Origin of the sequence: Sporosarcina sp. FA9 (assembly GCF_051550205.1) — a bacterium.
Classification (GTDB): Bacteria; Bacillota; Bacilli; order Bacillales_A; family Planococcaceae; genus Sporosarcina.
Genome location: NZ_CP188819.1, coordinates 3,165,815 through 3,192,553, shown reverse-complemented (window position 1 = coordinate 3,192,553; position 26,739 = coordinate 3,165,815). Strand labels below are relative to the sequence as shown.

General features: G+C 37.2%; 32 protein-coding genes and 1 pseudogene. 18 read left to right on the top strand and 15 right to left on the bottom strand.

Annotation, left to right across the window (positions count from 1 at the left end; translation table 11 throughout):
* Positions 1-140: 140 nt before the first annotated feature.
* From ACP8HH_RS16250 to wrbA, 4 genes are all read left to right on the top strand, one after another.
* The gene (locus ACP8HH_RS16250) at positions 141-1,124 is read left to right on the top strand and encodes a ring-cleaving dioxygenase (RefSeq protein WP_438313084.1); all 984 of its coding nucleotides are present in this window, start codon (positions 141-143) and stop codon (positions 1,122-1,124) included.
* A 70-nt stretch (positions 1,125-1,194) separates the two neighbouring features.
* On the top strand, positions 1,195-1,800 hold the full coding sequence (locus tag ACP8HH_RS16245; RefSeq protein WP_438313082.1) for a flavin reductase family protein: 606 nt from the start codon (positions 1,195-1,197) through the stop codon (positions 1,798-1,800).
* A gap of 97 nt (positions 1,801-1,897) precedes the next feature.
* A complete protein-coding gene (locus ACP8HH_RS16240; protein ID WP_438313080.1) occupies positions 1,898-2,509 on the top strand; it encodes an alpha/beta hydrolase in 612 nt (203 codons plus the stop codon).
* 248 nt (positions 2,510-2,757) lie between these two features.
* Entirely contained in the window at positions 2,758-3,369 is a 612-nt protein-coding gene (wrbA, locus tag ACP8HH_RS16235; RefSeq protein WP_438313078.1) for an NAD(P)H:quinone oxidoreductase, read from the top strand.
* Positions 3,370-3,488: 119 nt separating this feature from the next.
* On the opposite strand, the gene ACP8HH_RS16230 is transcribed toward wrbA, so the two are convergent.
* On the bottom strand, positions 3,489-4,190 hold the full coding sequence (locus tag ACP8HH_RS16230) for a DUF421 domain-containing protein (protein ID WP_438313076.1): 702 nt from the start codon (positions 4,188-4,190) through the stop codon (positions 3,489-3,491).
* A 329-nt stretch (positions 4,191-4,519) separates the two neighbouring features.
* Between ACP8HH_RS16230 and ACP8HH_RS16225 the strand changes: the two genes are divergently transcribed.
* Entirely contained in the window at positions 4,520-4,807 is a 288-nt protein-coding gene (locus ACP8HH_RS16225) for a CorA family divalent cation transporter (RefSeq protein WP_438313074.1), read from the top strand.
* Positions 4,808-4,980: 173 nt separating this feature from the next.
* Here ACP8HH_RS16225 and ACP8HH_RS16220 read toward each other — a convergent pair whose 3' ends face one another.
* The 3 genes and pseudogenes from ACP8HH_RS16220 to ACP8HH_RS16210 all read right to left on the bottom strand — a co-directional run bounded on the left by ACP8HH_RS16220 (position 4,981) and on the right by ACP8HH_RS16210 (position 6,740).
* Positions 4,981-5,376, bottom strand: coding sequence for an SRPBCC family protein (locus tag ACP8HH_RS16220; protein ID WP_438313072.1), 396 nt, complete (start codon positions 5,374-5,376; stop codon positions 4,981-4,983).
* A 141-nt stretch (positions 5,377-5,517) separates the two neighbouring features.
* Positions 5,518-5,835, bottom strand: a pseudogene (locus tag ACP8HH_RS16215) (amidohydrolase family protein); the annotation flags it as partial.
* A 38-nt stretch (positions 5,836-5,873) separates the two neighbouring features.
* Positions 5,874-6,740 carry an amidohydrolase family protein gene (locus ACP8HH_RS16210; protein WP_438313070.1) on the bottom strand — a complete coding sequence of 289 codons (867 nt, stop codon included), beginning with the start codon at positions 6,738-6,740 and terminating at the stop codon, positions 5,874-5,876.
* A 170-nt stretch (positions 6,741-6,910) separates the two neighbouring features.
* Here ACP8HH_RS16210 and ACP8HH_RS16205 point away from each other — a divergent pair, with 170 nt between their 5' ends.
* Positions 6,911-7,351 carry a cell wall hydrolase gene (locus ACP8HH_RS16205; RefSeq protein WP_438313068.1) on the top strand — a complete coding sequence of 147 codons (441 nt, stop codon included), beginning with the start codon at positions 6,911-6,913 and terminating at the stop codon, positions 7,349-7,351.
* Positions 7,352-7,566: 215 nt separating this feature from the next.
* On the opposite strand, the gene gshAB is transcribed toward ACP8HH_RS16205, so the two are convergent.
* The 3 genes from gshAB to ACP8HH_RS16190 all read right to left on the bottom strand — a co-directional run bounded on the left by gshAB (position 7,567) and on the right by ACP8HH_RS16190 (position 11,925).
* Positions 7,567-9,837, bottom strand: a complete 2,271-nt coding sequence (gshAB, locus tag ACP8HH_RS16200) for a bifunctional glutamate--cysteine ligase GshA/glutathione synthetase GshB (protein ID WP_438313066.1) — start codon at positions 9,835-9,837, stop codon at positions 7,567-7,569.
* Positions 9,838-9,968: 131 nt separating this feature from the next.
* Positions 9,969-10,802, bottom strand: a complete 834-nt coding sequence (gene fghA / locus ACP8HH_RS16195; protein WP_438319227.1) for an S-formylglutathione hydrolase — start codon at positions 10,800-10,802, stop codon at positions 9,969-9,971.
* A 4-nt stretch (positions 10,803-10,806) separates the two neighbouring features.
* On the bottom strand, positions 10,807-11,925 hold the full coding sequence (locus ACP8HH_RS16190) for an S-(hydroxymethyl)glutathione dehydrogenase/class III alcohol dehydrogenase (RefSeq protein ID WP_438313064.1): 1,119 nt from the start codon (positions 11,923-11,925) through the stop codon (positions 10,807-10,809).
* Between the two features lie 122 nt (positions 11,926-12,047).
* On the opposite strand from ACP8HH_RS16190, the gene ACP8HH_RS16185 reads away from it, so the two are divergent.
* The 4 genes from ACP8HH_RS16185 to ACP8HH_RS16170 all read left to right on the top strand — a co-directional run bounded on the left by ACP8HH_RS16185 (position 12,048) and on the right by ACP8HH_RS16170 (position 14,382).
* Positions 12,048-12,413: a winged helix-turn-helix transcriptional regulator gene (locus ACP8HH_RS16185; protein WP_438313062.1), complete on the top strand. Its 366-nt coding sequence runs from the start codon at positions 12,048-12,050 to the stop codon at positions 12,411-12,413.
* 149 nt (positions 12,414-12,562) lie between these two features.
* Entirely contained in the window at positions 12,563-12,907 is a 345-nt protein-coding gene (locus ACP8HH_RS16180) for a thioredoxin domain-containing protein (protein ID WP_438313060.1), read from the top strand.
* Between the two features lie 190 nt (positions 12,908-13,097).
* Positions 13,098-13,607, top strand: coding sequence for a YfiT family bacillithiol transferase (locus ACP8HH_RS16175; protein WP_438313059.1), 510 nt, complete (start codon positions 13,098-13,100; stop codon positions 13,605-13,607).
* 172 nt (positions 13,608-13,779) lie between these two features.
* Positions 13,780-14,382 (top strand): dienelactone hydrolase family protein, encoded by a 603-nt coding sequence (locus ACP8HH_RS16170; protein WP_438319225.1) that lies wholly within the window; start codon positions 13,780-13,782, stop codon positions 14,380-14,382.
* 230 nt (positions 14,383-14,612) lie between these two features.
* Here the strand turns inward: ACP8HH_RS16170 and ACP8HH_RS16165 are convergent, their stop codons facing one another.
* Positions 14,613-15,335 (bottom strand): HAD-IIB family hydrolase, encoded by a 723-nt coding sequence (locus ACP8HH_RS16165; RefSeq protein WP_438313058.1) that lies wholly within the window; start codon positions 15,333-15,335, stop codon positions 14,613-14,615.
* Positions 15,298-16,527: a glycosyltransferase gene (locus ACP8HH_RS16160; protein ID WP_438313056.1), complete on the bottom strand. Its 1,230-nt coding sequence runs from the start codon at positions 16,525-16,527 to the stop codon at positions 15,298-15,300. Before ACP8HH_RS16160 ends, ACP8HH_RS16165 begins: the two co-directional genes overlap by 38 nt.
* 164 nt (positions 16,528-16,691) lie before the next feature.
* On the opposite strand from ACP8HH_RS16160, the gene ACP8HH_RS16155 reads away from it, so the two are divergent.
* Positions 16,692-17,870: a CDP-glycerol glycerophosphotransferase family protein gene (locus ACP8HH_RS16155; protein ID WP_438313054.1), complete on the top strand. Its 1,179-nt coding sequence runs from the start codon at positions 16,692-16,694 to the stop codon at positions 17,868-17,870.
* A gap of 85 nt (positions 17,871-17,955) precedes the next feature.
* Here ACP8HH_RS16155 and ACP8HH_RS16150 read toward each other — a convergent pair whose 3' ends face one another.
* From ACP8HH_RS16150 to ACP8HH_RS16125, 6 genes are all read right to left on the bottom strand, one after another.
* Entirely contained in the window at positions 17,956-18,525 is a 570-nt protein-coding gene (locus ACP8HH_RS16150) for a hypothetical protein (RefSeq protein ID WP_438313052.1), read from the bottom strand.
* Positions 18,522-19,160, bottom strand: a complete 639-nt coding sequence (locus tag ACP8HH_RS16145; RefSeq protein ID WP_438313050.1) for an SCO family protein — start codon at positions 19,158-19,160, stop codon at positions 18,522-18,524. Before ACP8HH_RS16145 ends, ACP8HH_RS16150 begins: the two co-directional genes overlap by 4 nt.
* A gap of 81 nt (positions 19,161-19,241) precedes the next feature.
* Complete coding sequence (locus ACP8HH_RS16140; RefSeq protein ID WP_438313048.1) at positions 19,242-20,921, bottom strand: cbb3-type cytochrome c oxidase subunit I; 1,680 nt, start codon at positions 20,919-20,921, stop codon at positions 19,242-19,244.
* 14 nt (positions 20,922-20,935) lie between these two features.
* On the bottom strand, positions 20,936-21,403 hold the full coding sequence (locus ACP8HH_RS16135) for a cytochrome c oxidase subunit II (RefSeq protein WP_438313046.1): 468 nt from the start codon (positions 21,401-21,403) through the stop codon (positions 20,936-20,938).
* Between the two features lie 13 nt (positions 21,404-21,416).
* The gene (locus ACP8HH_RS16130; RefSeq protein WP_438313044.1) at positions 21,417-21,566 is read right to left on the bottom strand and encodes a cytochrome c oxidase subunit 2A; all 150 of its coding nucleotides are present in this window, start codon (positions 21,564-21,566) and stop codon (positions 21,417-21,419) included.
* Positions 21,567-21,903: 337 nt separating this feature from the next.
* Entirely contained in the window at positions 21,904-22,590 is a 687-nt protein-coding gene (locus tag ACP8HH_RS16125; RefSeq protein ID WP_438313042.1) for a Crp/Fnr family transcriptional regulator, read from the bottom strand.
* Positions 22,591-22,878: 288 nt separating this feature from the next.
* On the opposite strand from ACP8HH_RS16125, the gene ACP8HH_RS16120 reads away from it, so the two are divergent.
* The 7 genes from ACP8HH_RS16120 (at position 22,879) to ACP8HH_RS16090 (ending at position 26,712) form a co-directional block, all read left to right on the top strand.
* Positions 22,879-23,685, top strand: a complete 807-nt coding sequence (locus ACP8HH_RS16120) for a general stress protein (protein WP_438313040.1) — start codon at positions 22,879-22,881, stop codon at positions 23,683-23,685.
* Positions 23,686-23,919: 234 nt separating this feature from the next.
* The gene (locus tag ACP8HH_RS16115; protein ID WP_438313038.1) at positions 23,920-24,858 is read left to right on the top strand and encodes a quinone oxidoreductase family protein; all 939 of its coding nucleotides are present in this window, start codon (positions 23,920-23,922) and stop codon (positions 24,856-24,858) included.
* Positions 24,859-24,975: 117 nt separating this feature from the next.
* Complete coding sequence (locus ACP8HH_RS16110; RefSeq protein ID WP_438313037.1) at positions 24,976-25,242, top strand: SHOCT domain-containing protein; 267 nt, start codon at positions 24,976-24,978, stop codon at positions 25,240-25,242.
* Positions 25,243-25,273: 31 nt separating this feature from the next.
* The gene (locus ACP8HH_RS16105; RefSeq protein ID WP_438313035.1) at positions 25,274-25,606 is read left to right on the top strand and encodes a hypothetical protein; all 333 of its coding nucleotides are present in this window, start codon (positions 25,274-25,276) and stop codon (positions 25,604-25,606) included.
* Between the two features lie 214 nt (positions 25,607-25,820).
* The gene (locus ACP8HH_RS16100) at positions 25,821-26,069 is read left to right on the top strand and encodes a hypothetical protein (RefSeq protein WP_438313033.1); all 249 of its coding nucleotides are present in this window, start codon (positions 25,821-25,823) and stop codon (positions 26,067-26,069) included.
* A 251-nt stretch (positions 26,070-26,320) separates the two neighbouring features.
* The gene (locus ACP8HH_RS16095; RefSeq protein ID WP_438319223.1) at positions 26,321-26,380 is read left to right on the top strand and encodes a hypothetical protein; all 60 of its coding nucleotides are present in this window, start codon (positions 26,321-26,323) and stop codon (positions 26,378-26,380) included.
* Positions 26,381-26,454: 74 nt separating this feature from the next.
* Complete coding sequence (locus ACP8HH_RS16090) at positions 26,455-26,712, top strand: hypothetical protein (protein WP_438313031.1); 258 nt, start codon at positions 26,455-26,457, stop codon at positions 26,710-26,712.
* Positions 26,713-26,739: the final 27 nt, after the last annotated feature.

The window sequence follows — 26,739 nt, the reverse complement described above, 5'->3', positions numbered from 1 at the left end:
AAAAAGAAACTGAAAATAGTACTATTAAGATTGAATTGCTCAAACACAATTGGACAACATGTAAAGATAGTATAAAACTTTTGGGTAAATGTCTTGTATTAGAGAGTCATTTATTCGAGGTAATAAGAGGAGGAAACATAATGGAAGATTTAAAAGGGATACACCACGTAACGGCGATTACAAGTAGTGCAGAAAAGAACTATGAGTTTTTCACATATGTATTGGGAATGCGTCTCGTAAAGAAAACGGTCAATCAGGATGATATTCAAACATATCACTTATTCTTCGCAGACGATAAAGGCTCTGCCGGCACAGATATGACATTCTTTGATTTCCCAGGTATTCCAAAAGGGACACATGGAACGAACGAGATTTATAAAACTGCTTTCCGTGTGCCGACAGACGTTGCACTCGATTACTGGCTGAAACGTTTCGATAAGTACGAAGTGAAAAATACAGGTATTGAAGAAGTATTCGGTAAGAAAACAATTTCATTTGTAGACTTTGATGATCAACAATATATGTTGATTTCGGATGAATTTAATGAAGGAATTGAGTCAGGAACACCTTGGCAGAATGGTCCAGTACCATTGGAATTTGCAATAACAGGATTAGGACCGATTCATATTCGCATCGCACAATTTGATAAATTTAAAGAGGTTTTGGAAAAAGCGATGTTCATGCGTGAAATCGAAACAGAGGGATCTATGTATTTATTTGAAATGGGCGAAGGTGGAAATGGTGCACAATTAATTGTAGAACATAATACGGTTTTACCGGAAGGCCGTCAAGGCTATGGTACCGTTCATCATTTAGCTGTCCGTGTAGAAGGTACGAAAGTATTACATGAATGGATTGAGCATATGGAAGCTGCTGGTTTCGGCACTTCTGGGTATGTGGATCGTTTCTTCTTTGAATCATTATATGCACGTGTAGCACCTGGGCTCCTTTTTGAGTGGGCAACAGATGGTCCTGGCTTTATGGGTGATGAGCCTTACGAAACAGTAGGGGAAATTCTATCGTTACCGCCATTCCTTGAAGGGAAACGGGAAGAAATTGAGTCATTGGTGAGACCAATCAACACAGTGCGTAGCACACTTAAAATTGAAAAAGAGCACCTATAAAATAAATGGTTTTTTAAATAAGTTATTTTGTGATTTTAGTTAAAAATTAGCAATAGAGGGGCTGAATTTATTGATTTCGATTGATCCAAAAAAAAATAGTGAGCGAGACAATTACAAACTTCTAATCGGTTCCATCATTCCGAGACCTATAGCCTTTGTCACAACCCAATCTAAGGAAGGCATTGTCAACGGGGCACCTTTTAGCTATTTCAATATTGTTTCATCAAACCCACCAATGGTTTCACTTGCTATCCAAAGACCTAATGAACATCCAAAAGATACTGCTCGGAATATTTATAGTAATCGTGAATTTGTTGTGCATATTGTGGATGATAAGAATGTAGCAAAAATCAATGAAACAGCAGCCTCGTTACCTGCAACAGAAAGTGAAATTGAATTGGCGAATTTAACGCTTGTAGAAAGCGAAAATGTATCTGTGCCAGGAGTAAAGGAATCGAAAATTCGAATGGAATGCAGACTTGTTCAAGCTATTCCACTTGGTGGGGATGGCCCCGGTAGTGATTTGTTCATCGGAGAGGTAGTTCGCTTTCACGTTGATGAAGCAATTTATGAAAATGGAAGAATCGATCCAAGGGGTTTAAACGCCGTTAGTCGTTTAGCAGGCACTAGTTATGCAGATATCGGTACTATTTTTTCAATTGACAGACCTAAGTAGTAAATTCATGTTACTTTCAGAGTTAGAGTCAAAACGAGATGAACTATTAAAATACGTTACCTTCTGAGAAGGTTCAAATTTTAGAGGAGGAAGATTAATGAAACATATATTTAATAAAGGAAAAGATCTTAATAAGCCAACTTTACTTTTGCTTCATGGAACTGGAGGAAATGAATTACAAATGCTACCTATAGCGGAACAAGTCGACGGGGGAGCATCTGTATTAAGTGTAAGAGGAAACGTTTTAGAAAATGGAATGCCTCGATACTTTAAGAGGTTAGCAGAAGGTATTTTTGATGAAGAAGATCTTATTTTCCGAACTAAAGAGCTAAATGAGTTCCTTGATGAAGCAGCACAAAAGTACGAATTTGACAGAGATAATATGGTTGCTGTTGGTTACTCAAACGGTGCAAATATTGCTGCAAGTTTATTATTTCACTATCAAAATTCGTTAAAGGGTGCTATTCTTCATCACCCAATGGTCCCTAGACGAGGAATGGATCTCCCTGATTTATCTGGGAAAAATGTATTTATTGCAGCCGGCACTAACGATCCAATCTGTCCACCGGAAGAATCCGTGGAACTGCATAAATTATTTGAAAAGGCGAATGCAAATGTTGAACTTCATTGGGAAAATAGAGGTCATCAACTAACAGGTGAAGAAGTAGAAGCCGCTAGTAAATGGTATTCTTCTTTAAATAATAATTAATGAGCAATATATTGGATTACTGAATTATGGACTTGATCAATTTTAAATGCTCATCACTCCTAATATCGTGAGCCAAAGAAATATAAATTCAAAATAAGATTAAAGTACCACTTCTGAGGGTATTAGAGGAACAGTACTGTATTGTGGATTTATATTTTGGAGAGGTGATTTTAAGGTTCAATTAAAAGGAAGTTGTAAATATGGGATTTATAAACAAAATATTTGGAAAATCAAAGGAGATAGAAAAAATGTCAAATGTAAAATTAGCGGTTGTTTTTTATAGTATGGGTGGAACAAACTATCAATTAGCAAAGTGGGCAGAAGAAGGAGCAAAAGCAGCAGGTGCTGAGGTTAGAGTAATAAAAGTACAAGAATTAGCGCCAGATTCTGCTATTGAAGGAAACGAAGGATGGAAGGCTACTGTAAATGCAACAAAAGACGTTCCAGTAGCTGCTTCAGAGGACCTTGAGTGGGCGGATGCAATCATTTTCAGTACACCAACTCGATTCGGTGTGATGGCAGCACAAATGAAACAGTTCATCGATCTACAAGGTGGATTATGGGCAAGCGGTAAAACAATCAATAAAGTTGTGAGTGGTATGACATCCGCACAAAATCCACATGGTGGTCAAGAGGCTACATTACAATCTTTGTATACAGCTATGATGCACTGGGGCGCGATAATTGCTACTCCTGGATACAGTGATCCAGTTGTATTTGGGGCAGGTGGAAACCCATATGGAACAAGTGTGACAGTCGGTCAAGACGGCAAAATGATTGAAGACGTTGAAGCAGCAGTAAAATATCAAGCGAAACGTACAGTAACTGTTGCCGAGTGGGTTAAAAAAGGAAATCAATAAGTATCATAGGGCCAATCGATTATATTCGATTGGCCCTTTCTAAATCTATCTGGAATTGAATCAATCTTCTGACGAACCAGGTGAAATGAACTAGAACAAAAGATAGGTGTTGTGTTGGTTTAGTCATACAAATAAGTTTTCATCTCATCGAAATTATCAAGTGTAGCGAGTAAAATATCATGTGCGTCCAAGTTATATAGTGAAAGTTTATTTTCCAGCCAGTCAATGTCTTTACCTAGTTGAAGTAATTCGTTTACATCTATTTTACCTTCTTTAATTATCGTTCTTGGAAAGGAAAATGGTTTTTTGACCAATTGCATGTCTTCGGCAGTCAGTGCTTGTTGCTGAGGTGATAGGAAAAACGAAATGGTACCATCAGGCTCCCATTGTGCAAGGGCAACTTTTTGGACCTCATCAATTTTTTCCTTTCTTAGTTCCGATAATAAATGATCGATAGTAATTCTTGCTTTAGCTAAGCTCGCGTAAACTATTTCACCATTTTTGATCAGAGGATAAGGGGTAGGTTCAAACCATTTTCTGAATGTGTTCCATTTTAAACTTAAAAAAACACACCCAATATATAAGATTATTAATACCATTGTCGTTATCATGGATCCTTTCAGCCCTAGTTGCTCATCGGATAACGGATGTGCAAGAATATTTCCAAGTATTAAAGCGACGGTGAAGTCGATTAGTCTTAACTGGGCAATGGATCTTGCACCCATAACTTTTGTCATAATAAGTAAAAAGACAAATGAAACAATTGCCCGTAAAATCCACTGAAGTGCCGTAAGCGTTTCTTGTCCGTGAAAAAAGTCCATCTATCTTCACATCCTAATTCTTGTTGGATTTCATTATATATGATTGCCCATCAACCGATAATTATGTGATGAAAGAGGGAAGAAGATTTCAAACGACAGCATATTAATAAGAAAAAAGGCTTTAAACGTATTGCATATTGAATACTTGAGAAGAATTAGTAAACGAAGAAAAAATGTTCTGCTTGTTTTATGATAATTCCGCTACTCGTGACGTAAATAAGATGTTTAACCTAGTGGATATTGGCAAATAGTGCAAGTAGGATTTTAATTAATAGAAACACATTACGACGATAGTAGAAAAGAAAGAAGGTTGACCTAAGATCCGGACGATGGAACTTACAGAAGAAGTCGAACCGATTTTTGAATTCCCACTGGACGAAATTTCGAAACGGTCATTCCTATGGTACAGGGTGGATTTTGATCAGCCGAATAAGTATGAGGAATCAATGTTGCATTCGTTTTTCAATTTTCATCCGCTCGCTATTGAAGATTGTTTGCATCGTTTACAGCGGCCGAAACTAGATTACTATGATGAGTATGCTTTATTTGTCCTGCATTCTACAGTCCATTTATCAATGGAATATGTATTTGAAGTTCGAAGCGATTTGCTGCGTTAACGGCGTACAATTTTGCCTATGCAAGTGCTATTATACGGGATGCTCTATTCGGAAAGGTTAGGTCTTACTTTAATAAGCGTGCTTATTTTATTGATATTCACGATCATTTGTTGCGCCTCGGAGAAATCTTTCTTAGTATGTCGTGCAATCGGTTCCTTGCAATTTTATTTAAATCAAGAATAGGGTAGTTCTCTACCTTCTAAATAAGCACTTAGATTTTCCAATGAATAATTGAATCCTTTTTGATTGAATTTTACTCTCGTCCCATCAAATTCGGAAGTTAACTCAATCGTAAATAGCATTTGATTTGAATCCCAATAATAAGGAAATTTTTTATTAAGGATAACTTCTTTAATCGTAAAATTCATGGACATACTCTCGCCGTCTTTAAGATTGTTGAATGAACTTGGCATTAATATGAAAACTGCCTGTTCCCCAGCTTCAAAAATTGGAATCTTCCAGTAGAAACCAGGAGCATACCAGACTGAAAACTCCTCATCGTTGGCGATCGCGTTCCAAACTGTTTCTATTTCTTTATTGATGAAAATGGATGATCCGCTAATACTCATTTTATTACCTCCGATACATGGTATTTCGATTATAGAAAAGGCATGGCATTTGTATGGAGAAATTGGATTTCAAATAAAAAAATTCCCCTCAACATGTGTGTAGAGGAGAATAAATTTTTTACGGATGATTTTGGACGTGTATTATTGTTTCAAGAAATCGATTTCTATTTCGTTTTTTCGTGGTTCGCGTTTAAATAGATATTTACCATTCCTCATAGATACAAGTACTTCTGCACGCTCACGAATTGCTTCATAAGGATCTTGTGCATCTAAAACGATAAAGTTAGCTGGTTTTCCAACTTCAATGCCATACTCATCGTTCACCCTCATAAGGTTTGCGCCGTGGTATGTGATTAGGTTGAACGCCTTATTGATTTCGTCAATATGTGTATAATGTGCTAAATGGATCCCATTGCCTAATGGATACCAGTAATCTGCAATTGAATCTTGTGCAAATGCAACATTATTTCCATTAGCTAATAACTCTTTTACGCGTGTTAAGCCACGGCGTTTAGGATACTATCGCCACGTCCTTGTAAATGCGCGTTTTCAGTTGGACAAGAAATAAAGTTGATTTGTGATTCTTTAAATAAACCTAACATTTTATTTGCATAACTGTTATCTACTGAACCGAAGCTACATGTATGACTTGCCGTTGTATATTTACCATAGTCTTTTTCCATAACAAGTGCATTTAACACTTCTAAAAACCGACTATTTGGATCGTCGTTTTCATCACAGTGAATATCAATCATCACGTTATATTTTATTGCCATGTTGACAATGCTTTTCAAAGATTCAACACCTTGTTCATATGAAATTTCAAAGTGGGGGATCCCACCAACTACGTCAGCACCCATTTTAAGTGCATCTTCCATTAAACATTCTGCACCTTTATATCTAAAGAATCCTTCTTGGGGAAATGCCACAATTTGTAATGTAACAATATCTATTAATTCTTCGCGCAGTTTAATTAAAGCTTTCATCCCTGTTAAATTAGGATCAGTAATATCTACATGTGTACGAATGAATTGAACGCCTTTACTCAATTCTTTTTGAATACCTTCAATCGCACGTTCACGTACCATTTCTTCAGTCAATGATTTTTTATTATCACTCCAGCGCTGTATACCTTCAAATAACGTACCTGAAACATTCGCATTTCCTTCTCCTAGACCTGAAAAGATATAATCCAAGTGTAAATGAGGGTCAACATAAGGTGGCAACACCAAACGGCCTTGTAAATCAATCACTTCATCTGCAATTCCTAAATCATTACCAATTTCTTTGAACTGACCGTTATCCACTAAAAACTCATGGGATTCTGAATTCCCATATATATTCGCATTAATAAATTTTTTCATACTATATATTACTCCTTTACTCGTTCTAATCGACTACATTGTTAGAGTAACTAGTATAACAGTTGTAAAAGGCAAACGAAAATTCTTACTCTGAAAATAACCCGATTAGTCTATGCAAGGATTGGCAACAAATAAGATGTTATATCATAGTATAGGGTTGAGGTGAAAAAATGCCGAGAGTTAAATACAGGGATTCAGATATTGATTTAATGGCTAGGATGATGAGAGCTGAGGCCGAGGGTGAAGGAAAACAAGGAATGCTCTATGTTGGCAATGTAATTGTAAATCGAGCGGTAGCAGATTGTTTAGATTTTAGAGATGTACGTACAATAAATGATGTTATTTTTCAGATACAAGGAGGAAATTATTCGTTCGAAGCCGTTCAAAAAGGTAATTTATTTTATCAACGAGCAAGGGGTACCGAAAGGAAATTAGCAGAACAAAACTTGAAATCTTGGAGACAGCATCCAGCGCATTACGCACTCTGGTATTTCAATCCCTATGCACCCTGTCCTCCAACATGGTACAATCAGCCCTTTACTGGTCAATTCAAAGACCACTGTTTTTATGAACCTATAGCTGGGACTTGTGAGAGTGTTTATAACGGTTAGGTGTGTAAACAACGGTTATAAGTTGATAAAAAACAGATGGAGAAAATCACTTTCTTCATCTGTTTTTGATGTGTTTCATTATTACCCCGGAAGAACCTGAGGAATATCCAAATTTGTGAGCACTTTCTACATACAAAAAGAAGACCTTTCCTTGTTAGAATTAGATCACAATAACTAATTCTAATAAATAGGTCTTCTATTTTTTGAACTCAATTTTATTGTTGATTTTGTAAAAGTTCAGGGAATAAGTAATGCAGTACATTCAAAGTCAAACGTCTAGACACTCCTTGGTAGGGATAAGCATGCATATACATAGATGGATTAAAGTTTGCTTCTATAATCCCGTATGCATTTTCAGTCGCGGCAGGAACTTTTAAATCTTCAATAATCAAATCAATTCCACTAATTTTAGCTCCAAGTGCAGATACCGCATCTACTGCGATCTTTTTATAGTCCTCTGATATTAAATCTGTCACATCAATTGAGTCTCCACCTGTGCTGACATTGGAGTTTTCACGCAAATAGATGATGGCACCGTCTTTTGGAATCGAATCCAATTGATATCCTTGACCTTTAAGCATAAGAATCTCCAGTTCACCTAATTGTATTGTTTCCAAAGGTGTTCTGTGGTCTCTACCTCGAAGTGGATCTTGGTTCTTTTGATCGACTAACTCCTCAATTGTATGTGTACCATCACCTTTAACATTCGCCGGAATACGTGATAAAATGGCTAGTGTTTTATCGTTCAATACAAAAAATCGGTATTCGGTTCCATTGAGAAACTCTTCTATTAAGACAGATGAATCTTCTTTAAATGCAAGTGTAAGAGCTTTTTGATAATCTTCGAAATTTGCGCCTTCTTTAAAAATTGAAATTCCTAAACCATAGTTAGTTGATTTAGGTTTCACAACAAAAGGTTTGGAAGAAAACAGTTCATAGGAACGCAAAGCTTGTTCTATGTTGTTGAATTCTTCACCGCCTGGTACACGAAACCCATGTTGATGAAGGATTTTCTTCGTAACTGTTTTGTTCTCCATAATTAAAGTGGATATATAACTATCTTTACCTGTCATATTGCCATTTTTCACAAACTCTACATGATCATTTAATTGGAGCTTCAAAAATTGGTCATGTCGATCCAAGATTTCTACTTGGACTCCATGCTGAATTGCATCAAACATTAAATTCTGAGTAGATAACTCCATGTCTGTAAATCCTGTTAATTGATAGGGTTTATCCCATGACTTGTCATAGTTTTCTTTAGCAATTCTCGTAGCAACTTGACCTTGACTGCTTTTTTCACTTTCTGTATAAAGTCTTCCAGACAAAGTCTTACCTGGGTCTATTAACATTTCCCGCAGATGAACAAATAATGTATCTGAAACAGTTAAATGTAAGGTTGCTGCTAATTTTTCCATTTCATTAAGAATGTTTTCAGCCTCGTGTTTAAATTGTGTAGGCTCTAATGGATGTTCTAGTGCCACAATCTCATTATTGGATTCGCCTGGATTTATCCAATCATCACTATTTGCACCTTCATCGTTCCATAGTGAATAAAGTAAGAATAGGTGTAGGAATTCTGCTTGTTCATAGCTGATTCCATAAGTTTCAAAAGGATTTAAATCAATGTTTCGGAGTTCGATATATTTAACGCCATCATTTTCTAAATCTGAAACCTGTTGACCGCCTCTTAAGCGTACCGCTGAATAAAACTCTTTTTCTTCTATCAATAGTCCCTTATTAACCATGGAAGTAATGTCGGATATATAGCTTTCTAAACTGCCAAATGAAACTTGAACATCCTCATGATTGGTATAACCATTTTTACTGTTTCGAATACTCCTTACGGGCTCCTTCAAAGAATCTTCTTCAAAAAAGTTCTCTTCACTACTAGGAGAAGCGCCAAATAAATATGTAATTAACCACTGATGGTGTAAATAATTTCGTGTGGTTTTCAGGTAAATATCGGATTTGAATTTTTTATAATCATCGGTCTCCGTTTGTGATTTAAATAAGGCATCGATGAGCTCCTCACCGAATTGAAAGTTGAAATGAATGCCACTAATCATTTGTTTACGACGACCATACGAATTGGCCAAATGCCTGCGATATAAAACGTTGTCAGCACTTTTTAATTTCGCAATAATGATGTCTTCTTCTTTTTCTGGTAACTTTGGCGGCATGCTTAATGGCCAAAGCATCTCATTAGCATCCATTGAACGATAGGCAACTTCATGGATTGCGGATAAGTAACTAAATAGATCTTCCAGTGAATCAGTAACCGGTGTGATTAATTCCATTTGTGTTTCCGAGAAATCTCGTTGAATATAAGGATTAACATCATTAATCGAAATCTTTGTAGGGTGATCAGTTTTTGCTAAATCGCCTGATAAATCAATCCGTTGTCCTTCTTTTTCAATACCATATCGTCCTTTGAATATGTAAGGTTTAACATGGTCACTCTCTAACATTCTTTTGATATCCATATCAACTATACCTCCTAGTTCACTCGATTTTTAAAAATGATTTTTTGTAGTAAACGATAAAACATGAAGAATATCCACATTTGACCCAAATGTGGATATTCTTCATTCTAAACCTTATTGCTAAAAGAGTATCATTCTAAGTTCGTAATATGGAAAGCAAAATGTTCATCTAAGAAAGTACTAACAAAGAAATAGCTGTGATCATAACCTTCAGCTTTATTGTACGTAACATCCTGGTTACTTTCTTGGGCATTTTCTAAGAAAGTAGTTTCTCCCAATTGTTCTGGATAAAAGTTATCTGCAGTTCCTTGTGAAATAAGAATGGGGGGCATTCCCGTTTCTTTAATGAGTTCTGAAGCATCCCATTCTTTCCAAGTTGCTTTGTCTTCACCTAAATAAGTAGAGAATGCTTTTATTCCCCAAGGGACCTGAATCGGATTTGTAATAGGAGCAAAAGCAGAAATCGATTTGAATCTTGCAGCATTTTTCATCCCAATTACTAAAGCACCGTGACCTCCCATTGAGTGTCCCATAATGCTTTCTTTTCCTGAAAAGTTAGGGACTAAAGTGGAAGCAATACCTGACAATTCATCTGTAATATACGTATACATATTATAACTTTTTGCCCATGGATCTTGTGTAGCATTTACATAAAAACCTGCACCTTGTCCGAGGTCGTATGCATCATCATTAGCTACGTTTTCCCCACGTGGTGAAGTGTCTGGAATCATAACAGCTACTTGGTATTTTGAAGCCAATGCTTGAAAGCCACTTTTTTGGCTAAAGTTATCATCTGTACAAGTTAAACCTGATAGCCACCAAATAAGAGGGATTTCTTTGTTTTCCTTATTTGAAGGTAAATAGACACTAAACGTCATATCACATTGTAAAACTTCTGAATAATGGGTGTACTTACATTGTTCCCCATCAAAAGAGCGTTTTTGCTCAATTAGTTTAAGACTCATTATTTCACTCTCCATATGTTAGTATTGTGCGAATTGACTCGCCTTTATGAAGCAAGTCGAATGCCTCATTGATGTCAGTAAAGTTTAAGTTGTGTGTAATAAACGAATCTAAATCGATTTTGCCATTCATAAAGTCTTCGATCATTCCCGGCAGTTCAGTTCTTCCTTTAACTCCTCCAAAAGCTGTACCCTTCCACACTCGGCCCGTAACTAATTGGAAGGGGCGTGTTTGAATTTCTTTTCCACCAGCTGCTACACCGATAATGATACTCTCTCCCCAGCCCTTATGACAGCATTCAAGAGCAGATCTCATTACATCTACATTACCAATACACTCGAAGCTATAATCTACTCCACCATCCGTCATTTCAACGATGACATCTTGAATTGGTTTATCAAAATTAGAAGGATTAATAAAGTCAGTCGCGCCCATTTTCTTAGCCAATTCAGCTTTACCATCATTCATATCAATAGCAATAATTCGACTTGCTTTTGCTTGAACCAACCCTTGAATAACAGCTAAACCAATAGCTCCTAAACCAAAAACGGCTGCTACAGCGCCTTCCTCAACTTTTGCTGTGTTGTGTACAGCTCCAATCCCTGTAGTAACACCGCATCCGAATAGAGCAACTTTATCAAGTGGTACGTTTTTGTCTTCCACTAGTGCTAATGAAAATTCAGAAACGACTGTGTACTCGCTAAACGTACTTGTTCCCATATAGTGATAAACAGGCTCTCCGTTATAAGAAAAACGAGTCGTTCCATCAGGCATTAACCCTTTGCCTTGAGTTTCACGTATCGCGCCACACAAGTTCGTTTTACCAGAAAGACAAAATTTACATTTACCACACTCAGGTGTGTATAGTGGAATAACATGGTCCCCTGGTTTTACTGAAGTTACGCCTTCACCAACAGAGACAACAACGCCTCCACCTTCGTGACCTAGTACGGCAGGAAATACGCCTTCTGGATCAGCACCTGATAATGTGTATGCATCTGTATGACAGACTGAAGTGTACAAAATCTTTACTAATACCTCTCCTGCTTTTGGCGCTTCTACATCAATTTCTACAATTTGAAGGGGCTCCCCCGGTCCAAATGCAACAGCTGCTCTACTTTTCATATGAATTCCTTCTTTCTATTTTTATCTTAATCTACATATCTATAGTTACATACAAACCAGTAATAAACAATACTGACAAATATGTCACTATGTAGTATGCTTACTCTAAGGAGTGAGAAAATATGACGATTCATTATAAAGAAAAAGTTTTTTTCAATGGAAAAGACCTAGCGTTATCCGTTATAGGTGGTCGTTGGAAAATAGCGATTATTTGGTGTTTACTTCACCAGTCTCCATTAAGATTGAGCGAAATGCAAAGAAAACTACCTCAAGTCAATCAACGTATGTTAATTAGGCAGCTTAGGGAATTAGAAGAGGATAAAATAATTATTAGAAAAGTATATCCTGTTGTACCTCCTAAAGTTGAATATCAACTTAGCGAAATTGGCCTTCGCCTTGAGCCAGTTGTAACGTCTATCTGTAATTGGGGAGATGATTTTGCAGAAGTTTTTGGAGGAAATGTTGATAAAGTATCAGTTGAATACTAAACTGCAGAACTATAGTGCTGAAGATTAATTTTTTGTGTTTCACATAACTTTTTGATAAAGTTGGATATTCAGACATGTACGTATAAATTATTTGAGCATAGATCCATTATTGTGAAAGAATTAAATTAGAAAAAGGAGATTGATGAATAGTGACTTATGAAGAAAATGTAGCTGGTTTTGAAAAAATAGATTCTGCAAAAGCACAGGACTTGGTAAATGGGGAAGCCGAAGCAGTCATTTATATTGGCAAGGCGGTATGTCCTTATTGTCAATTATTCGCTCCAAAACTTAGAAAAGTTGCTGAAGAAACGGACACTCATATCTATTATGTCAATAGTGTTGAAAACGATGACATGGAAGGTATTACGGCTTTTCGTAATAAATACAACATCCCAACGGTTCCTGGTTTCATCTATACGAAGGGTGATACAGTTAACGTTAAATGCGAATCAGGTATGTCCGAAGATGAAATCAAAGCGTTTATGAATAAATAATAAACGAGTTTCCTCAAGACTACTGATTGAAAGAATATGCAGAAGCACTTACTTTATTTCTCAGTAAGTGCTTTTGTATATGGATTATTTGGGGTATTATTTAAATTACCTTTAACGATGAGGAAATAGATTTTTCAGGCAATTCGTGTGATAATAGAGTAAGTGAAGAATAGGAAAGAGGGGATATTATATGGATGTTAGATTTCCGATTGGGAAATTACATGTTCCTGAAAACGTGACGTTGGAAAATATTCAAGAGTGGCTAGGGGAAATTGAAACATACACCACAAGATTAAGAGAGGCTGTTGATTCATTGAAGGATGAGGAATTAAGCAAAACGTATCGTGAAGGCAGCTGGACAGTTCGTCAACTGGTCCATCATATTGCAGATTCCCAATTGAACATGTACCAACGGCTGAAATTGGCTTTAACAGACGATAATCCGACAGTACCTGATTTCAATCAGGATAAGTGGGCGATAGAGCCGGACACTGAGCTTCCCGTAGAAAGTTCCATCAAGATGCTCGAAGGTATTAATGAGCGTATTGTAGCTTTAGGGAAAAGTTTGACTGAAGAGCAACTGGATCGGACTTTTATTCACGCGATAAACGGTGAAGTCTCCGTTGCGAAAAAAATTGCGAAGTTGGCTTGGCATGAAAATCACCACTTGGCTCATATAAATAATGCGTTGGCGAAGTAATATACGATGTGTATGAAAGGCTTATCGAAGTTCGATAAGCCGTTTTTTAATAGATGGAAATAAAATCAGCATGAGGGTTTAGATTTATTTTTGTGTAAACCATCTATTCCAAGTTCAATGTGTTAAAGCTGTGCAAAAAAAAGTGTACGAAAGTCAAAGGGAGTTTAAAGTGATTACTACTACTACTAAAAGGGCTAAGAATGCAGTTATTGTCATTCATGAAATTTACGGAGTGAACCCGCATATTGAACATTTCTGTGAATCGTTATCGAAGTATGATTTTGATATCATATGTTCCGATTTGTTGGAGATGAAGAATCCTTTTGATTATTCACAAGAAGAATTGGCCTTACAAAACTTCATGGAGAATGTGGGTTTTATCAACTCGTCGAATAAGATTAAGAGTTTGGTATCCGATATGAAAAGCAATTATGAAGAAGTATTTATTATCGGATTTAGTGTAGGGGCGACTGTTTCTTGGTTGTGTAGTGAGGTGAAAGGTGTTCAGGGAATCGTAGCTTATTATGGTTCGCGCATTAGGAACTACATAGAGATAATACCACAATGTCCCGTGCTGCTCTTTTTTCCGCAAGAGGAAAAGTCCTTTAATGTTGATGCTTTAATATCTACTTTGGATAATAAAAATGTCGAAATCCATAAATTTAATGGACAACATGGGTTTGCTGACCCATATTCGTCCAAATACAATAAAGAATCTGCTGAAAAGGCATTTCACGAAATGGTTGCCTTTTTACTGAAACATTCATCTTTATGATAGTTTCGTGCACAGACACACGAAAATCTCAATCGCTCCTATCTGGATGAAAACAGATAGGAGCGATTTCATGTTTTTATTTTGTTTGTATGTCTTCTGTTCGCTGAGCATATCAAGTATAAAATCGATGCGCTTCTTGCACAGGGATATCCGTTAGGTCCAAATAACTCGGATTCGATTAATTGATTTCTGTTTGTCGGGATTTTTCTGTCAAGTGGGCTGTTTTTTGTTTACTCATCATAAAAATGCATCCAAGCTTCATGAATTCCACCGGCATACTTTTGCACAGAACGGTACAATTGTGGATGTACTTCCAATGAAGAAAGTTCGTCTTGTGCATTTCCTACAATAACGGAAGGATGACCAAGAGAAAGCATTTCTATGTCGTTTCCCGAATCACCTGCGACGAGGACATTGACGCTTGCACACGAATATTTTTCCAACACATAAGTGAGTGCTTCTCCTTTCCCGCTATTTCTCGGAAGGATATCAACATCACGATTAGAACTGAAAATTAATTTATGAGAAACATTGTTCACGATAAGTGCTTTTTCAAGCTGAATAACGGGGGCTTTACCAGATTGGGTCGTGAAGGAAATGCGACCATTATCAGGCAACAATTGCTTAGTAAGGGCTGTTATTTGAGAGGCGATTTCTTCAACTAAATCGGGTTGCCAATCTGTCTGCATTTTTTTCGTCCAGTCTTTGTCTTCGACTGTACTTTTCGTCATATAAATAGAAGTACCGACGTCTGAAATCAAAACGTCGGGCATAGGTAACGCCTCAGATTCAATGAGAGAAAGAGCTGAAGCATAGTGCCTCCCTGTGATATAGATAAGTGCGATATCATAGATTTTTTTGTCGAAATATCGAAGAAGTTTATGAAGTGCTTCTTTATCACCCACTAGTGTGCCATCAAGATCGGTTGCGAGCATATAGGGCTTGCTTTTCATTCAATAACACCTCATATAATGTATCCATTTTTTTCGCTAATTTAGGCCATTTGAATTCAGAATGTGCAAATTGAGCAGCTTCTCTTCCGAGTTGTTCGGTTAAACCTGGATTGGAAACTAATTTCTTCATAGCGTGTGCTAAGTTTTCGTCATTACCTTTTTCGATATGAAGACCGGTAATTCTATTTTTCACTACTTCTTTAAGGCCACCTACTTTCGATGCAATTACAGGACTTCCACATGCTTGTGCTTCAGCGGCAACCATACCAAAGGATTCGTAGTAAGATGGGACCACCGTTGCTACAGAATTGTTAAAAAGAGAGGCAAGCTGTGACTGTGACTGTGTCCCAATAAAATCGATGCGGTTTTCTAGCCCTTTAATTGCGGTCTTCAGTTGGGTCATTTTAGGCAATTTATTCATAGTATTAACGTTGTTAGAATCGCCACCTGCAATAATTAGTTTTGTGGAATTTGGAATCTCCTTTTTTTCAACAAGCCTACGAAAAGCTTTAACGAAAGTGTAAATTCCTTTTGTTTTTTCAAGTCTTCCAGCAAAAGCGAAATATGGATAAGCAGCTGTATTCTTTTTGTTTTTGAAAGGTTTGAAGTGGGAATCGGTTCCAATTCGGATAACAGCAATAGGAGAAGGATGAGGTACAAAGCTCCGAATGAGCTTTTTTTCATTTTTTGTGGTTGCTACAACTCGATCAGCGCTGCTTAAAATCCGTGTTTCAGCTGCTAGCCGTGTAGGTTCTTTGAGACCCGTAGCCCTTTCTTTTGCCACTCCTAATGAATGATTCGTATGAATCCAAGGAGTTTCGTATTCTTTCTGAATAAATGAACCCAATAAGCCTGATAGCCAATAGTGTGTGTGGACGAGGTCATATGAAGCTAGATTAATTGTTTGACTCATCTCTACATAAAAATTGGGCAACAGTGCAAGGATTTCATTTTTAGGAACATATGAATTCTGTCCGGCAGCAATCCGAATGACGCGGCAAGCGTTTCCAAAAGCCTCGATTTGAGGGTCGAATGGATCCGCCCAATGAGTTACGACATCAACATAATTGCCTTCCTTTTCGAGTGCAAGTGCAAGCTGTTTCACATAATTATTTTGGCCGCCTGCTTGTTCACTTCCAAGCGGAGCGAGTGGATCACCATGATCTGAAATAAATAATATAGTCTTCTGCAAATTGAAAATCTCCCTTCCAAACTATTCAATAAATTTATATATTTAACATAAATTTACAGAGTCTTGTGTAATACAATACCCTTAAACAGGAAAAGTAAACAATTAAAATGTTTCGGTTTACTTAAAGAAGGGAATTTAGATAAATAAAGGGAGATGGTTGTTGAGTGGAATTAAAAAAGAAGAGTAAATTTGAATCCATTAAATTGTTTTTCAAGATAACTGCAGCTTATGTAATCTCGAAATTAATTGTAAAGAAACCGGAAAAAGAAATCGTCTTAATTGGCGGAAATCTAGGAGAGAAATACGAAGATAATGCATCAGTTTTCCATCGGTATTTGACGGATCATTATAGTAATCAATTGGAAGTATATTGGATGTTTGATCCCGAAACAACCTATGTGCAAGAACAAGGCATATCAAATGGCGTAGCACTCGGAAGTTTCCGTAACTATTTACTTTTTTTTAGAGCAGCCTATACGATTCATGGCCACTCAATCATTTATGACATTGCTCCTGCAATTGATAAATATATTTTCCTCAATCGAAACACAATTATGATACACATTAGTCACGGCATTGAATGCTTCAAAAAAATATTAATTCAAAAGGAGGATGTGCCTCTTCTTAAAAGATGCGATTACTTTAATTGTGCTTCACAGTACGAAAAAGAAATAAAATTGAACGAATGGGGCATTCCAAAGCATAAACTGATTGTTACGGGGATGGCGAGATTTGATTGTTTGCCTGCGGATAGATCTGCAGACGTAGTGAAAAAAGTTTTAGTCATGTTGACATGGAGAGAGTGGCTTTTTGATTTATCAGATGAAGAGTTCCTTGAAAGTGATTATTTTCGGAATACCATTCAGCTTGTGAATGATGGAAGAATGATGAATTTGGCGTCAACATACAAATTGCAATTGAAAGTAATACTGCATCCTTTTATGAAAAAGTTTGAACATCATTTCAATGATTTAGAAACCACTGGGGGAAGAGTGGAGTTTTACACTCATGATGAAGTATCCATCGGTCAGAAAGTCATTGAATCGGATATGCTGCTTACCGATTACTCCAGTATTTCATGGGACTTCCTCTATATGAATAAACCGATTATTTTTTTCACATTTGATCAAGCTGAATTCCTTGAAAAGCGAGGTTCTTATTTAAATATGGAAACGGAATTATATGGTTATAAGGCAAACACCATCGATGAAGTGGTGGGGTGGATGGAAGAAATTATCGTACATGAAAAAGCGACGAATCCTTATTATAATACGGCTTCGAAATATATTGATTTCTTCGATCAGAAAAACTGCGAGCGTTTGGCGCAGGCGATTATTGGGTGAATCTAAGTCAATACTTCACTTATAATGGGTAGTAGGCACCCAAAATATAAAAAACATGCTTTTTAAAGAAGCATGTTTTTTTAATTTAACTTTCTTCAGTATCCTCGTTTAGTGGACTTGAAAATGCAAAGTAGAGCAGGTAAATGACAAAACAGATGGCCAGCGTCAGGAAACCCCAACCAAGTGTGATTTGTTCAATGAGTAAATAATTATTGCATAACTGAACTGGGGCTAATACATAAAGGAAACCCAGTGCGAAAAATAAGACGGTCATCCCAATCAGTAGACTGTTTTGTCCGATGGTTTTTATTTTTTTCCAGCTGTCTCGTAAAGGAATACCTGCTAAGAAGGGGAGACTAATGAACTTGAAGATTTCTACACTATGAATGGTAAGTGCTTCGTCCATCGTACGCGGAATCATCCAGTACACCCATATGATGATGAAGAGTGTAATACCTGGAACTCCATTGCCGTTCCACTTTTCAAAAAAACCTGGAAATTTCAATTGTAAGCCTCGAGCCATTAGAAATCCTGAGAAAAGGAGCAGTGGCATTTGCACATGCATATGCATGATCATTATCGATTCCACTAGGTTGGCAACGGGGGGGAGGATGAGGAACAGGAATAAGAAAAGCCCGTAAAGTGACTGTTTCATGATTCTTTCCCCACTTCCTTATCAAGAATGCTGCGTACTTTCTGAGATGCTTCATCGACTTCTTTATAATCCATTACATCGATAAGACTGCCTTCTTTATCCACTAAATAGAATGCGGAGTTATGTGCGATATTACCGTAATCATCTGGAATGACAATGACACCGAATTCATCGAGTAAATTTTTGAGTTCTACGGGATCATTAATTCGGGCCATACGCCAATTTTCTTCATCGGCATTGAAATAGCCTGCGTATTCGTTCAATCGTTCGGGATGATCTCGTTCTGGATCAAAACTGATGCTTAAAAAGACAATCTCTTCACCTACATACTCTTTTGGAAGAGAGTCTAACACCATAGACATGTTCAATTCCAATTCGAGGCAAACCGTTGTACATGATGTATAAAAGAACGTAATAAGTACATAGCGATCTTTGAATTCAGAGAAACGATATTCATTATTCAAACTATCTTCTAACGTAACTTCTGGAAATTGAGGCTTATTTTCAATCAATTGATTCACTCGCGCGGTTTCGGCAGTGTATGCCGTAAATCCATCCGTTCCCACGTAAAAGAGCACAGCACCGAATAGTAAAACGGCGAGAAAAGCGATTGTTTGATAACGATTTTTAAGCACATCAATCACATCCTACGATTTATTTCTTTAAGGGGAAGAGACAACCCATTGTGTAAGGTTATCTCTTCACTTATTATTTGTTTACCATGTTTTAAATGGCGGTGAACCTGGTGGTGCGTTGACTATGAAATCGACCAGTGGGATGACATACCCCATCGATACGACGATTAGCATAAGTACGATCCAAAGGCCCCAACGTTCTGTCCACATAGGCGTTTTTTCTTCGGGATCTTCTGGTTCCGCAATTGGGAACTCTGTTACTCCTTTTGGTGCAAAGAACATCATGTTGAACACTGCGAATACTTGGATGAGTACCCCGATTATTAGAAGTGTTCCACCGACTGCAAGGAACATCAAGTATGGATCCCAACCGAGTGCAGTTGCGTTATCTCCGTACGTTGTATAAGAAGTTCTCCGCGGTGAACCGAGTAGTCCGACCCAGTGCATCGCCCCTGACATGAAAATCATACCGACTGTCCAAATAATTGTTTGTATTACTCCAATTTTGTTCATCTTCGGTGTTAAGACTCGATTTGAAAGATGTGGAATCAACCAGTAACTGATACCAAAGAATGTAAGAATAACGGATGTTCCAACTGTTAAGTGGAAGTGACCGACAACCCACATTGTATTATGAACAACTTGGTTCAATTGGTTTGTTGTTTGTGCGATCCCACCTGCTCCTGCGGGAATGAAGGCGATCATCGCAATCATTGGTGCTAAGAAGCGAACATCTCCCCATGGCAGTTTTTTAAGCCAACCGAACAGCCCTTTTCCACCAAGTTTTCTCCCTGTACGCTCAAAAACATAGAACATGGCAAATGCTGTCATTAATGAAGGAAATGCAATTGACAAACTCATGAACGTGTGTAAAAACTTAAGTGTTTGTGTCATTCCGGGGTCAACAATTTGGTGGTGAAATCCTCCAGGAATGTTAGTGATGACTAATAGAACGATTACAACTCGAGTTAATGTATCACTGAAACGTCTGCCGCCGATAATTTTCGGTACAATGACGTACCATGCGGATACAGCTGTTAAATACCAAATGTTCACAAGCGTATGACCGAAAGCCCAGAACAGTGTACGACTAACCATAACGTTAATCGTTGGAAGGATACCAGCAGACCAGAAAATCAGTGTAATTACTTCGATTGTAACGCCGATACTTCCGAAGAACATGAGTGTGAATACACCCATTGCGAAGAAAGCGAATATTGGTAAATGCTTGCCTTTGTTCATTTTTCTCCAGTTAGCAATATTTATGAATGCACCGAATGTACATACCCAAACACCCATTACGAGAATTGCTAGACCGATGTAAAAGTCGGGTGAGGCTGCCATTGGTGGATAGAATGTATAGAGTATAGATGCCCTACCCGTTAACACTGGAATAACTGCGATGATTAGACCGACAATTTGCATCCAGAATCCAATCCAACCCATTTTTCGTACTTTAGGAAGTAACCCCCCTAATGTGTGAGATAATCCTGAGTAGAAATAACCGATTGTGAAGAACATTGTTAAGACGATGACTAGTAGTATTCCGTGTGCTGTCAATACTTGATAATAGTTAAACCAATGAGGCAATTGAATGAGTCCTGCACGTTCTAGCCCTTGCAAGAGCCCTAGTAATCCACCAACCAAGAGTGCGATAAATGCAACCGCCATAAATGATTTTGTTAACTTTGCATCTGCTGCATTTACACCCATTGCTCGATTCGACTTTTCTTTGAGTGTTTGAGAAACTTTTTTACTCATGGTACTCCCCTCCTTTATTTAACAGTAATTGTTGTACTCATCATTTGGTGACCGATACCGCAGTATTCGTTACAGAGAACTAGATATTCACCAGGTTTGTCAAACTTTTGCGTGATCTTTTGAATGTAACCGGGCATGACCATAGCGTTTAAATTGGTTCCTACTACTTGGAATCCGTGCGTTACGTCTTTTGATGTCATTGTAAATGTTACTTCCGAGCCCACTGGAACTTCGATATTCCCTGGGTTAAAACTAAATACGGCGAGGGTCATAATGACTTCATACTTATTATCTCCTCTATCAAAAACGCCGGGATTATCAAACGGTGCAGTTTGGTCGACTTTTTCAGGGTCAATCGTTTCCTTATGGCTGGGAGGTCCCATGCCTAAAGCAAATGTTTGATACCCAACAACGACCATAAATAGTACAAGAATGCTAACGCTTATAATTAACCAAATTTCTTCATGTCGATGCATTTTCATGTTTTTTCCCTCCCTATACTCGATACATGTAAATTACAAAAAGTAAAGCCCACATAATGACGATGACCGCTCCAACAACTCCAACTGAAAACATAGTTCCTTTTAACGATGAAACGTTTTCCAGTTCAAGGTTTTCTTCGTTGTTTGTTTTTTTTGCTTCCATCTTGCTCAGCTCCTTTTTTCTTATTACCTTGAGAATAGTTGATAATGGTTCTCAGCGATGTGATATAAATCACACTGAAAATGGAGGATAAGGTTTTTAAGAATCGTAGGTGTATATTAATGTGAATTTTATTATCTATAAGTGGCTATGAATATAGGTTTGTAAGGTTGATAGTGGAGTTTAGGGAAAGGGATAGTATGGTTTAAATAAAAGTGACGAACTCATGAACACTTTGTTTTTAGAAATTAGTTTTAAAGGGACAAGCTTAGAATCTAATATTCAAGGCACAAAAAATCCCCAAACGATGAAGTTGGCATCGTTTGGGGAAGTCTACCTTCTAAATGAAAACATCTTCGTTCACTTTATTGGGGCAAATGATATAGTGGCCCTCTTTCACTTTAAGCGTTCCTTCTTTTCTTAATTGGGAAATCATTCGATTTACGGATTCTCTTGTTGTACCAATCATATTGGCGAGATCCGCATTTGTAAATTTGGTATTTAATTTAATCCACCCGTCGGACTGTACACTGCTATGCGTTACGCTTAGCCGTTGAAGTAAAAGAAGGATGCGTTCATTTGTACTGCGAAGCGACATTTCTTCTAGTCTTTGTTGCAGTTCTACAATTCGATCTCCTAGAACACGAAGCAACTTAACGGATAAATGGGGGTTAGCAACGAGCACTTTCTCAAATTCGGTAATGGATATTGAGAATAAAACCGTGTCTTCAATTGCTTGTGCATGTGCTGGATAATTACCTGGTCTAAAGAATCCAACGTGTGGAAACAAATCTCCACTTTGTTTGACGCAAATAATTTGTTCTTTTCCGATGACGTCATTTCTAAATACTTTTATTTTTCCTGATGCGATAATGAACACATGGGTTACGGGTGTATCATGCATAAACACCATGCTTTTGTCCGCAAAGTTCTGCTTTCGTGCAATCTCATAAAAAGGTTCAATTTCATTGTCCGATAAATCTTTGAAAAGAGAAACTTGCCTTAGAATTCTTTTTAACGTTTCCAAAAGTTTTCCTCCTTTTCAATGTATGTTATGAAGTTATGTTCGTTTTTAATACTTTCATTCTAACATAAAGAGGACTTTTATTCAGAGATTTCTGCCGAAAATACTATGGAATACATAACAATAGGAATAAATTATTGGCATGTTGATGGCAGTGCAAATCGTAATCCCTTCGTCATTCAATCATTTGATGACTTGACGGAGGGCTAACGATTGGTTTCAAATCTTTTAACAAGGGTATTTACTGAATAGAGAGAAACAAACGGAAAAAAATGAGGAGGAAATTTAACAATGGCTGATAAAAAAGTTATAGGCATTTACCAATCAGAACATGAGGTATTGGATAAAATTGATGAGTTAAGGGTTCAGGGGTTTTCAGAAAATGATATTTATGTAGTCACAAGTGATACGGAATCGCTTTCGATGGTTCGAGGACGAACGGGTGTTGATTTAAGGTCGGCAGAAGGGAACTGGATGGATCGATTCATGGCTTTTTTAAGTGGTGATGAACCAGTAAAAGCAGCGTTTGCGAATATGGGCTTCACAGAAGAAGAATCTGCCCATTATTATAATGAAGTAAAAAGAGGCGGAATCTTGTTGTATGTTGACCGTGATTATAATCACTTAGCGTATAATCATGAGCCGGGCATTGTAAATGAACATTTGGATGCGAACGTTGGTTCAAACTCAACTGTAGATTATTCGAACAATACGACGAACGTTTACGACAACATAGATGCCACTATTGAGCAGGAAGACCGTCTGCGTATGCAAGAAGAACGATTGATAAGCAATAATGAACGGGTGCAAGCGGGCGAAGTAAATTTCGGAAAACCTATCGTCGAAGAACAGCAGATAATGGAAGTGCCTGTCTCTTTTGACGAGGTAAATATGGAAAGCCAACCAGTGCATAATGATGTAGAAGATATTCCTACGATGGAAGAAGAACTGGAAGCAACTGAACATACAGCACTGAATGAAGATCGTATTGTTGGTGAACCTGAAGTGTTTGAAAATGAATTTGAAGAATTCAGTCCCGAAACGGAAAAAGAACGCTTACTGGGTAAATCTTTAGTAGATCCTAACCGACTGCTGTAATAGAAAGAAGAAAGGGGACTTCCATTACTTTCGGAAGTTCTCTTCTTTTGGGCTTTATCATGAATAATGGAGCTTGGATACGATGTATTAAACGACTTTTTGACATTGTTGGTGATGTGGGTTTTACTTAGCCTGTGAACTAAAAACAAAAGTTGATGCATAGAAATATCTATAATGCATTGTGAAAGTAAGGATATATACACAAAGAATTTTAAAGGAAGGGAAGTCATACAGATGGGGACAATGAAAGCGATTGTAAAAGAAAATGAAGCAGATTTTGCTTTTTCTACAAAAGAAATTTCGATACCGTATATTCAGCCTGATGAGTTTCTCGTTCAGATTAAGTCAATAGGTGTTGGAATTCATGATGGATACTTTTTTCCACAGGTAATGGAATTCCCGTATCCCATAGGCATTGAAGCTGCTGGTGTCATTGAAAAAGTCGGGAGCGATACGGAAGGATTTAGAGTTGGGGAACGGGTTGCTTTCGTTAGTATGATGCAGGCAAAAGGCGGTACATGGGCTGAATATGCAGCTGTATCTTCGGACTCCTTACTAATCAAAATACCTGATGATATGTCGTTTACCACAGCCGCGGCGATTCCAGTCGCAGGTAATACCGTACTAAAGGCATTTAATGAATTGGATTTAAAGCAAGGAGATACTTTATTTATTGCCGGGGCTTCTGGAGCAATTGGGACATTTGCGATTCAATTGGCAAAACAGCTCGGTGTTCAAGTGGCAAGTTCTGCATCGTTAAAAAACCATGAGTATATGCGTTCGCTTGGAGCTGATTTTACTGTAGATTATCACGACTTTGACTGGCAAGACCAAGTTAAGAAGTGGAATGATGGCGGAGTAGATGCGGCATTAGCCATTCAGCCAGGTACTGGTGAAACGAGTATGGTAGTAGTAAAGGACGGCGGGGTGGTCGTGCCTGTTTCAGACTATCAGCTGACCGGCGAACGAAATATATCTGTGCGCACGCTTCAGCATAACGCAGACATAAAAGATGAATTGGAGAAACTGATGAATCAGATTGCAACAAACGAAATACAACTGACCATTGAAAAGGTCTATCCATTTGAAGAAGCATTGGATGCCCTTCATAAAACGATGACACGCCATGCCCAGGGAAAACTAGTCATCGACCTGTCCCAACGGAAGATTTAGACTTGAAAAATGGTGATTATGCTCTGGCTATCATTAAAGCAAGTTCAATCATTGTCGGGAAATGATAAAACGGTCTTTGAATACTAGTATATAATTACAGGTAAGGGAGTGAATAAGATGGGATATCGACATGGACCAGGACCCCAGCACATGATGGACTATGGCAATTACAGTTTTTTCTGGATTGCGATTATGGGCGTTCTTTTGTTAATCATTTTGTTTTTACTATATAAATTAGTCCGGAAAAATAAATATGTACCAACAGATGTTGAAACGAGCGATACTGCAGTGACTATTTTAAAAGAAAGGTATGCAAGAGGTGAGTTAACAGACGCAGAATTTACACAAAAAAAAGAAATGCTGAATAATAATAAATATAATTAAAAGATGAATAGTAATAAAAAGTATATCAACGATGGATATATATGATTTTCTTTCAGTTGGCTACAACTTCTTGCCATCGATACTCTTCTTTATTGGTCTAGCTTCTTTAGCTCTTGGATGGGCACCGAAACTAGGAAAGGTGATTTACGCTTACCACGGCTACTCTTTTATACTAAACTATTTTGGCGGTATTCTGGATTTACCGGATTGGTTTTTTAAGACGGCCATTCAAAGTTGGATTCCCAAAATGCCAATGAAGGAATTTGATCTACTCATTTTCAGTACAATAACTGTAATTAGTATTGCTATGATGATTGTAGGTTACCTTGGTTATAATAAACGAGATATGATTGAATGGGCCTGAAATTATGATAACTAGCCATTGAGCATCGCATTTTGCGGTGCTTTATTTTTTTTATTAAAATCGATAGGAATGGCAAAACATAGTTCCGCGGGTTCAGAACCTTCGGAAAAGTGAAACCTTTCATAACTTATGAACGTATCAGTAGTAGAACTATCTTTATTATCTACAATGACTTGGGGACCTTGAATAGGTATGTTATTTGGATATTTTGCTTATGAATTTTATAGCAAAAAGAAGAAAGTCATTCATAATAACTATTTTCCAAAAAGTGCTACTAGTTTTTGAAGAGGAAAATGGAACATTAAAGTTATTATATAAAAGTGAAGAAACATCAGATTACTCAAATCTTTCATTAAAAAATGAGCTTTTCAATAAAATCAACTTGGAAGAAGATTATGAGGTAATAAAAACTTTTAATAATGGAAATGAGACACATTTCGGCAAAATATCAGGAAATAACTAATATCTTTATTTTAGTAACAGATGCGATTCTGTAACAAGGTTTTCGCTCTTTTATGTGTCGTGGCGATATATTACAGAAATGAGTAAGACTTGGTTTACAACAAAGGGGTATGAAATAATGAATTACAATCGTTTTGAAGTTATTGAGAAGCAAGGTAAGATTAAACACTTTCTAATTACTCGAAATAACGGAACAGATATTCTGTATATGTCACACGCTAGGGGATAGGGTATGGTCTGGGACTGACTGTTATGGTTGATCCTGAAGGGAAACCTCTAGTAGATTTGGAATATCAGAAATCTAAATCTTGATAGGGAATCGGATGCGTTTATGTAAGAAAAATTGTGTCCGTTTCTTTTAGATTGGTCAATAAGGGAGGGGAAATATGGATACGTATGAAAAGTATTTTAAAGCTTTGTCAATCCCCTTAACGGTGATTATTGTCAGGTTAATAAATAGCTATGTTTATGATATACCACTACTAATTAACATAATTATTATCGGAATACTTATTTCGTTGTTTTTAAAAATAATTGAAATGATTCCAGTTGCAAAAAAGGAATTGAGTAAGAAAACCGGCTATGTTTTATTGATATTAGCTACGATAAATATATTTTTATTATTCTTCTTATTTGATTTGTGAAATTTAAATTTCATACGAACTCGGATG

Bases quoted from the DNA above. Each gene is read 5' to 3' on its own strand.
- ACP8HH_RS16250 (WP_438313084.1), top strand. From the start codon at position 141: ATGGAAGATTTAAAAGGGATACACCACGTAACGGCGATTACAAGTAGT.
- ACP8HH_RS16240 (WP_438313080.1), top strand. From the start codon at position 1,898: ATGAAACATATATTTAATAAAGGAAAAGATCTTAATAAGCCAACTTTA.
- wrbA (WP_438313078.1), top strand. From the start codon at position 2,758: ATGTCAAATGTAAAATTAGCGGTTGTTTTTTATAGTATGGGTGGAACA.
- ACP8HH_RS16230 (WP_438313076.1), bottom strand. From the start codon at position 4,190: ATGGACTTTTTTCACGGACAAGAAACGCTTACGGCACTTCAGTGGATT.
- ACP8HH_RS16225 (WP_438313074.1), top strand. From the start codon at position 4,520: ATGGAACTTACAGAAGAAGTCGAACCGATTTTTGAATTCCCACTGGAC.
- ACP8HH_RS16220 (WP_438313072.1), bottom strand. From the start codon at position 5,376: ATGAGTATTAGCGGATCATCCATTTTCATCAATAAAGAAATAGAAACA.
- ACP8HH_RS16210 (WP_438313070.1), bottom strand. From the start codon at position 6,740: ATGAAAAAATTTATTAATGCGAATATATATGGGAATTCAGAATCCCAT.
- ACP8HH_RS16205 (WP_438313068.1), top strand. From the start codon at position 6,911: ATGCCGAGAGTTAAATACAGGGATTCAGATATTGATTTAATGGCTAGG.
- gshAB (WP_438313066.1), bottom strand. From the start codon at position 9,837: ATGGATATCAAAAGAATGTTAGAGAGTGACCATGTTAAACCTTACATA.
- fghA (WP_438319227.1), bottom strand. From the start codon at position 10,802: ATGAGTCTTAAACTAATTGAGCAAAAACGCTCTTTTGATGGGGAACAA.
- ACP8HH_RS16190 (WP_438313064.1), bottom strand. From the start codon at position 11,925: ATGAAAAGTAGAGCAGCTGTTGCATTTGGACCGGGGGAGCCCCTTCAA.
- ACP8HH_RS16185 (WP_438313062.1), top strand. From the start codon at position 12,048: ATGACGATTCATTATAAAGAAAAAGTTTTTTTCAATGGAAAAGACCTA.
- ACP8HH_RS16175 (WP_438313059.1), top strand. From the start codon at position 13,098: ATGGATGTTAGATTTCCGATTGGGAAATTACATGTTCCTGAAAACGTG.
- ACP8HH_RS16165 (WP_438313058.1), bottom strand. From the start codon at position 15,335: ATGAAAAGCAAGCCCTATATGCTCGCAACCGATCTTGATGGCACACTA.
- ACP8HH_RS16150 (WP_438313052.1), bottom strand. From the start codon at position 18,525: ATGAAACAGTCACTTTACGGGCTTTTCTTATTCCTGTTCCTCATCCTC.
- ACP8HH_RS16140 (WP_438313048.1), bottom strand. From the start codon at position 20,921: ATGAGTAAAAAAGTTTCTCAAACACTCAAAGAAAAGTCGAATCGAGCA.
- ACP8HH_RS16135 (WP_438313046.1), bottom strand. From the start codon at position 21,403: ATGAAAATGCATCGACATGAAGAAATTTGGTTAATTATAAGCGTTAGC.
- ACP8HH_RS16130 (WP_438313044.1), bottom strand. From the start codon at position 21,566: ATGGAAGCAAAAAAAACAAACAACGAAGAAAACCTTGAACTGGAAAAC.
- ACP8HH_RS16120 (WP_438313040.1), top strand. From the start codon at position 22,879: ATGGCTGATAAAAAAGTTATAGGCATTTACCAATCAGAACATGAGGTA.
- ACP8HH_RS16115 (WP_438313038.1), top strand. From the start codon at position 23,920: ATGGGGACAATGAAAGCGATTGTAAAAGAAAATGAAGCAGATTTTGCT.
- ACP8HH_RS16110 (WP_438313037.1), top strand. From the start codon at position 24,976: ATGGGATATCGACATGGACCAGGACCCCAGCACATGATGGACTATGGC.
- ACP8HH_RS16105 (WP_438313035.1), top strand. From the start codon at position 25,274: ATGGATATATATGATTTTCTTTCAGTTGGCTACAACTTCTTGCCATCG.
- ACP8HH_RS16100 (WP_438313033.1), top strand. From the start codon at position 25,821: ATGAATTTTATAGCAAAAAGAAGAAAGTCATTCATAATAACTATTTTC.
- ACP8HH_RS16090 (WP_438313031.1), top strand. From the start codon at position 26,455: ATGGATACGTATGAAAAGTATTTTAAAGCTTTGTCAATCCCCTTAACG.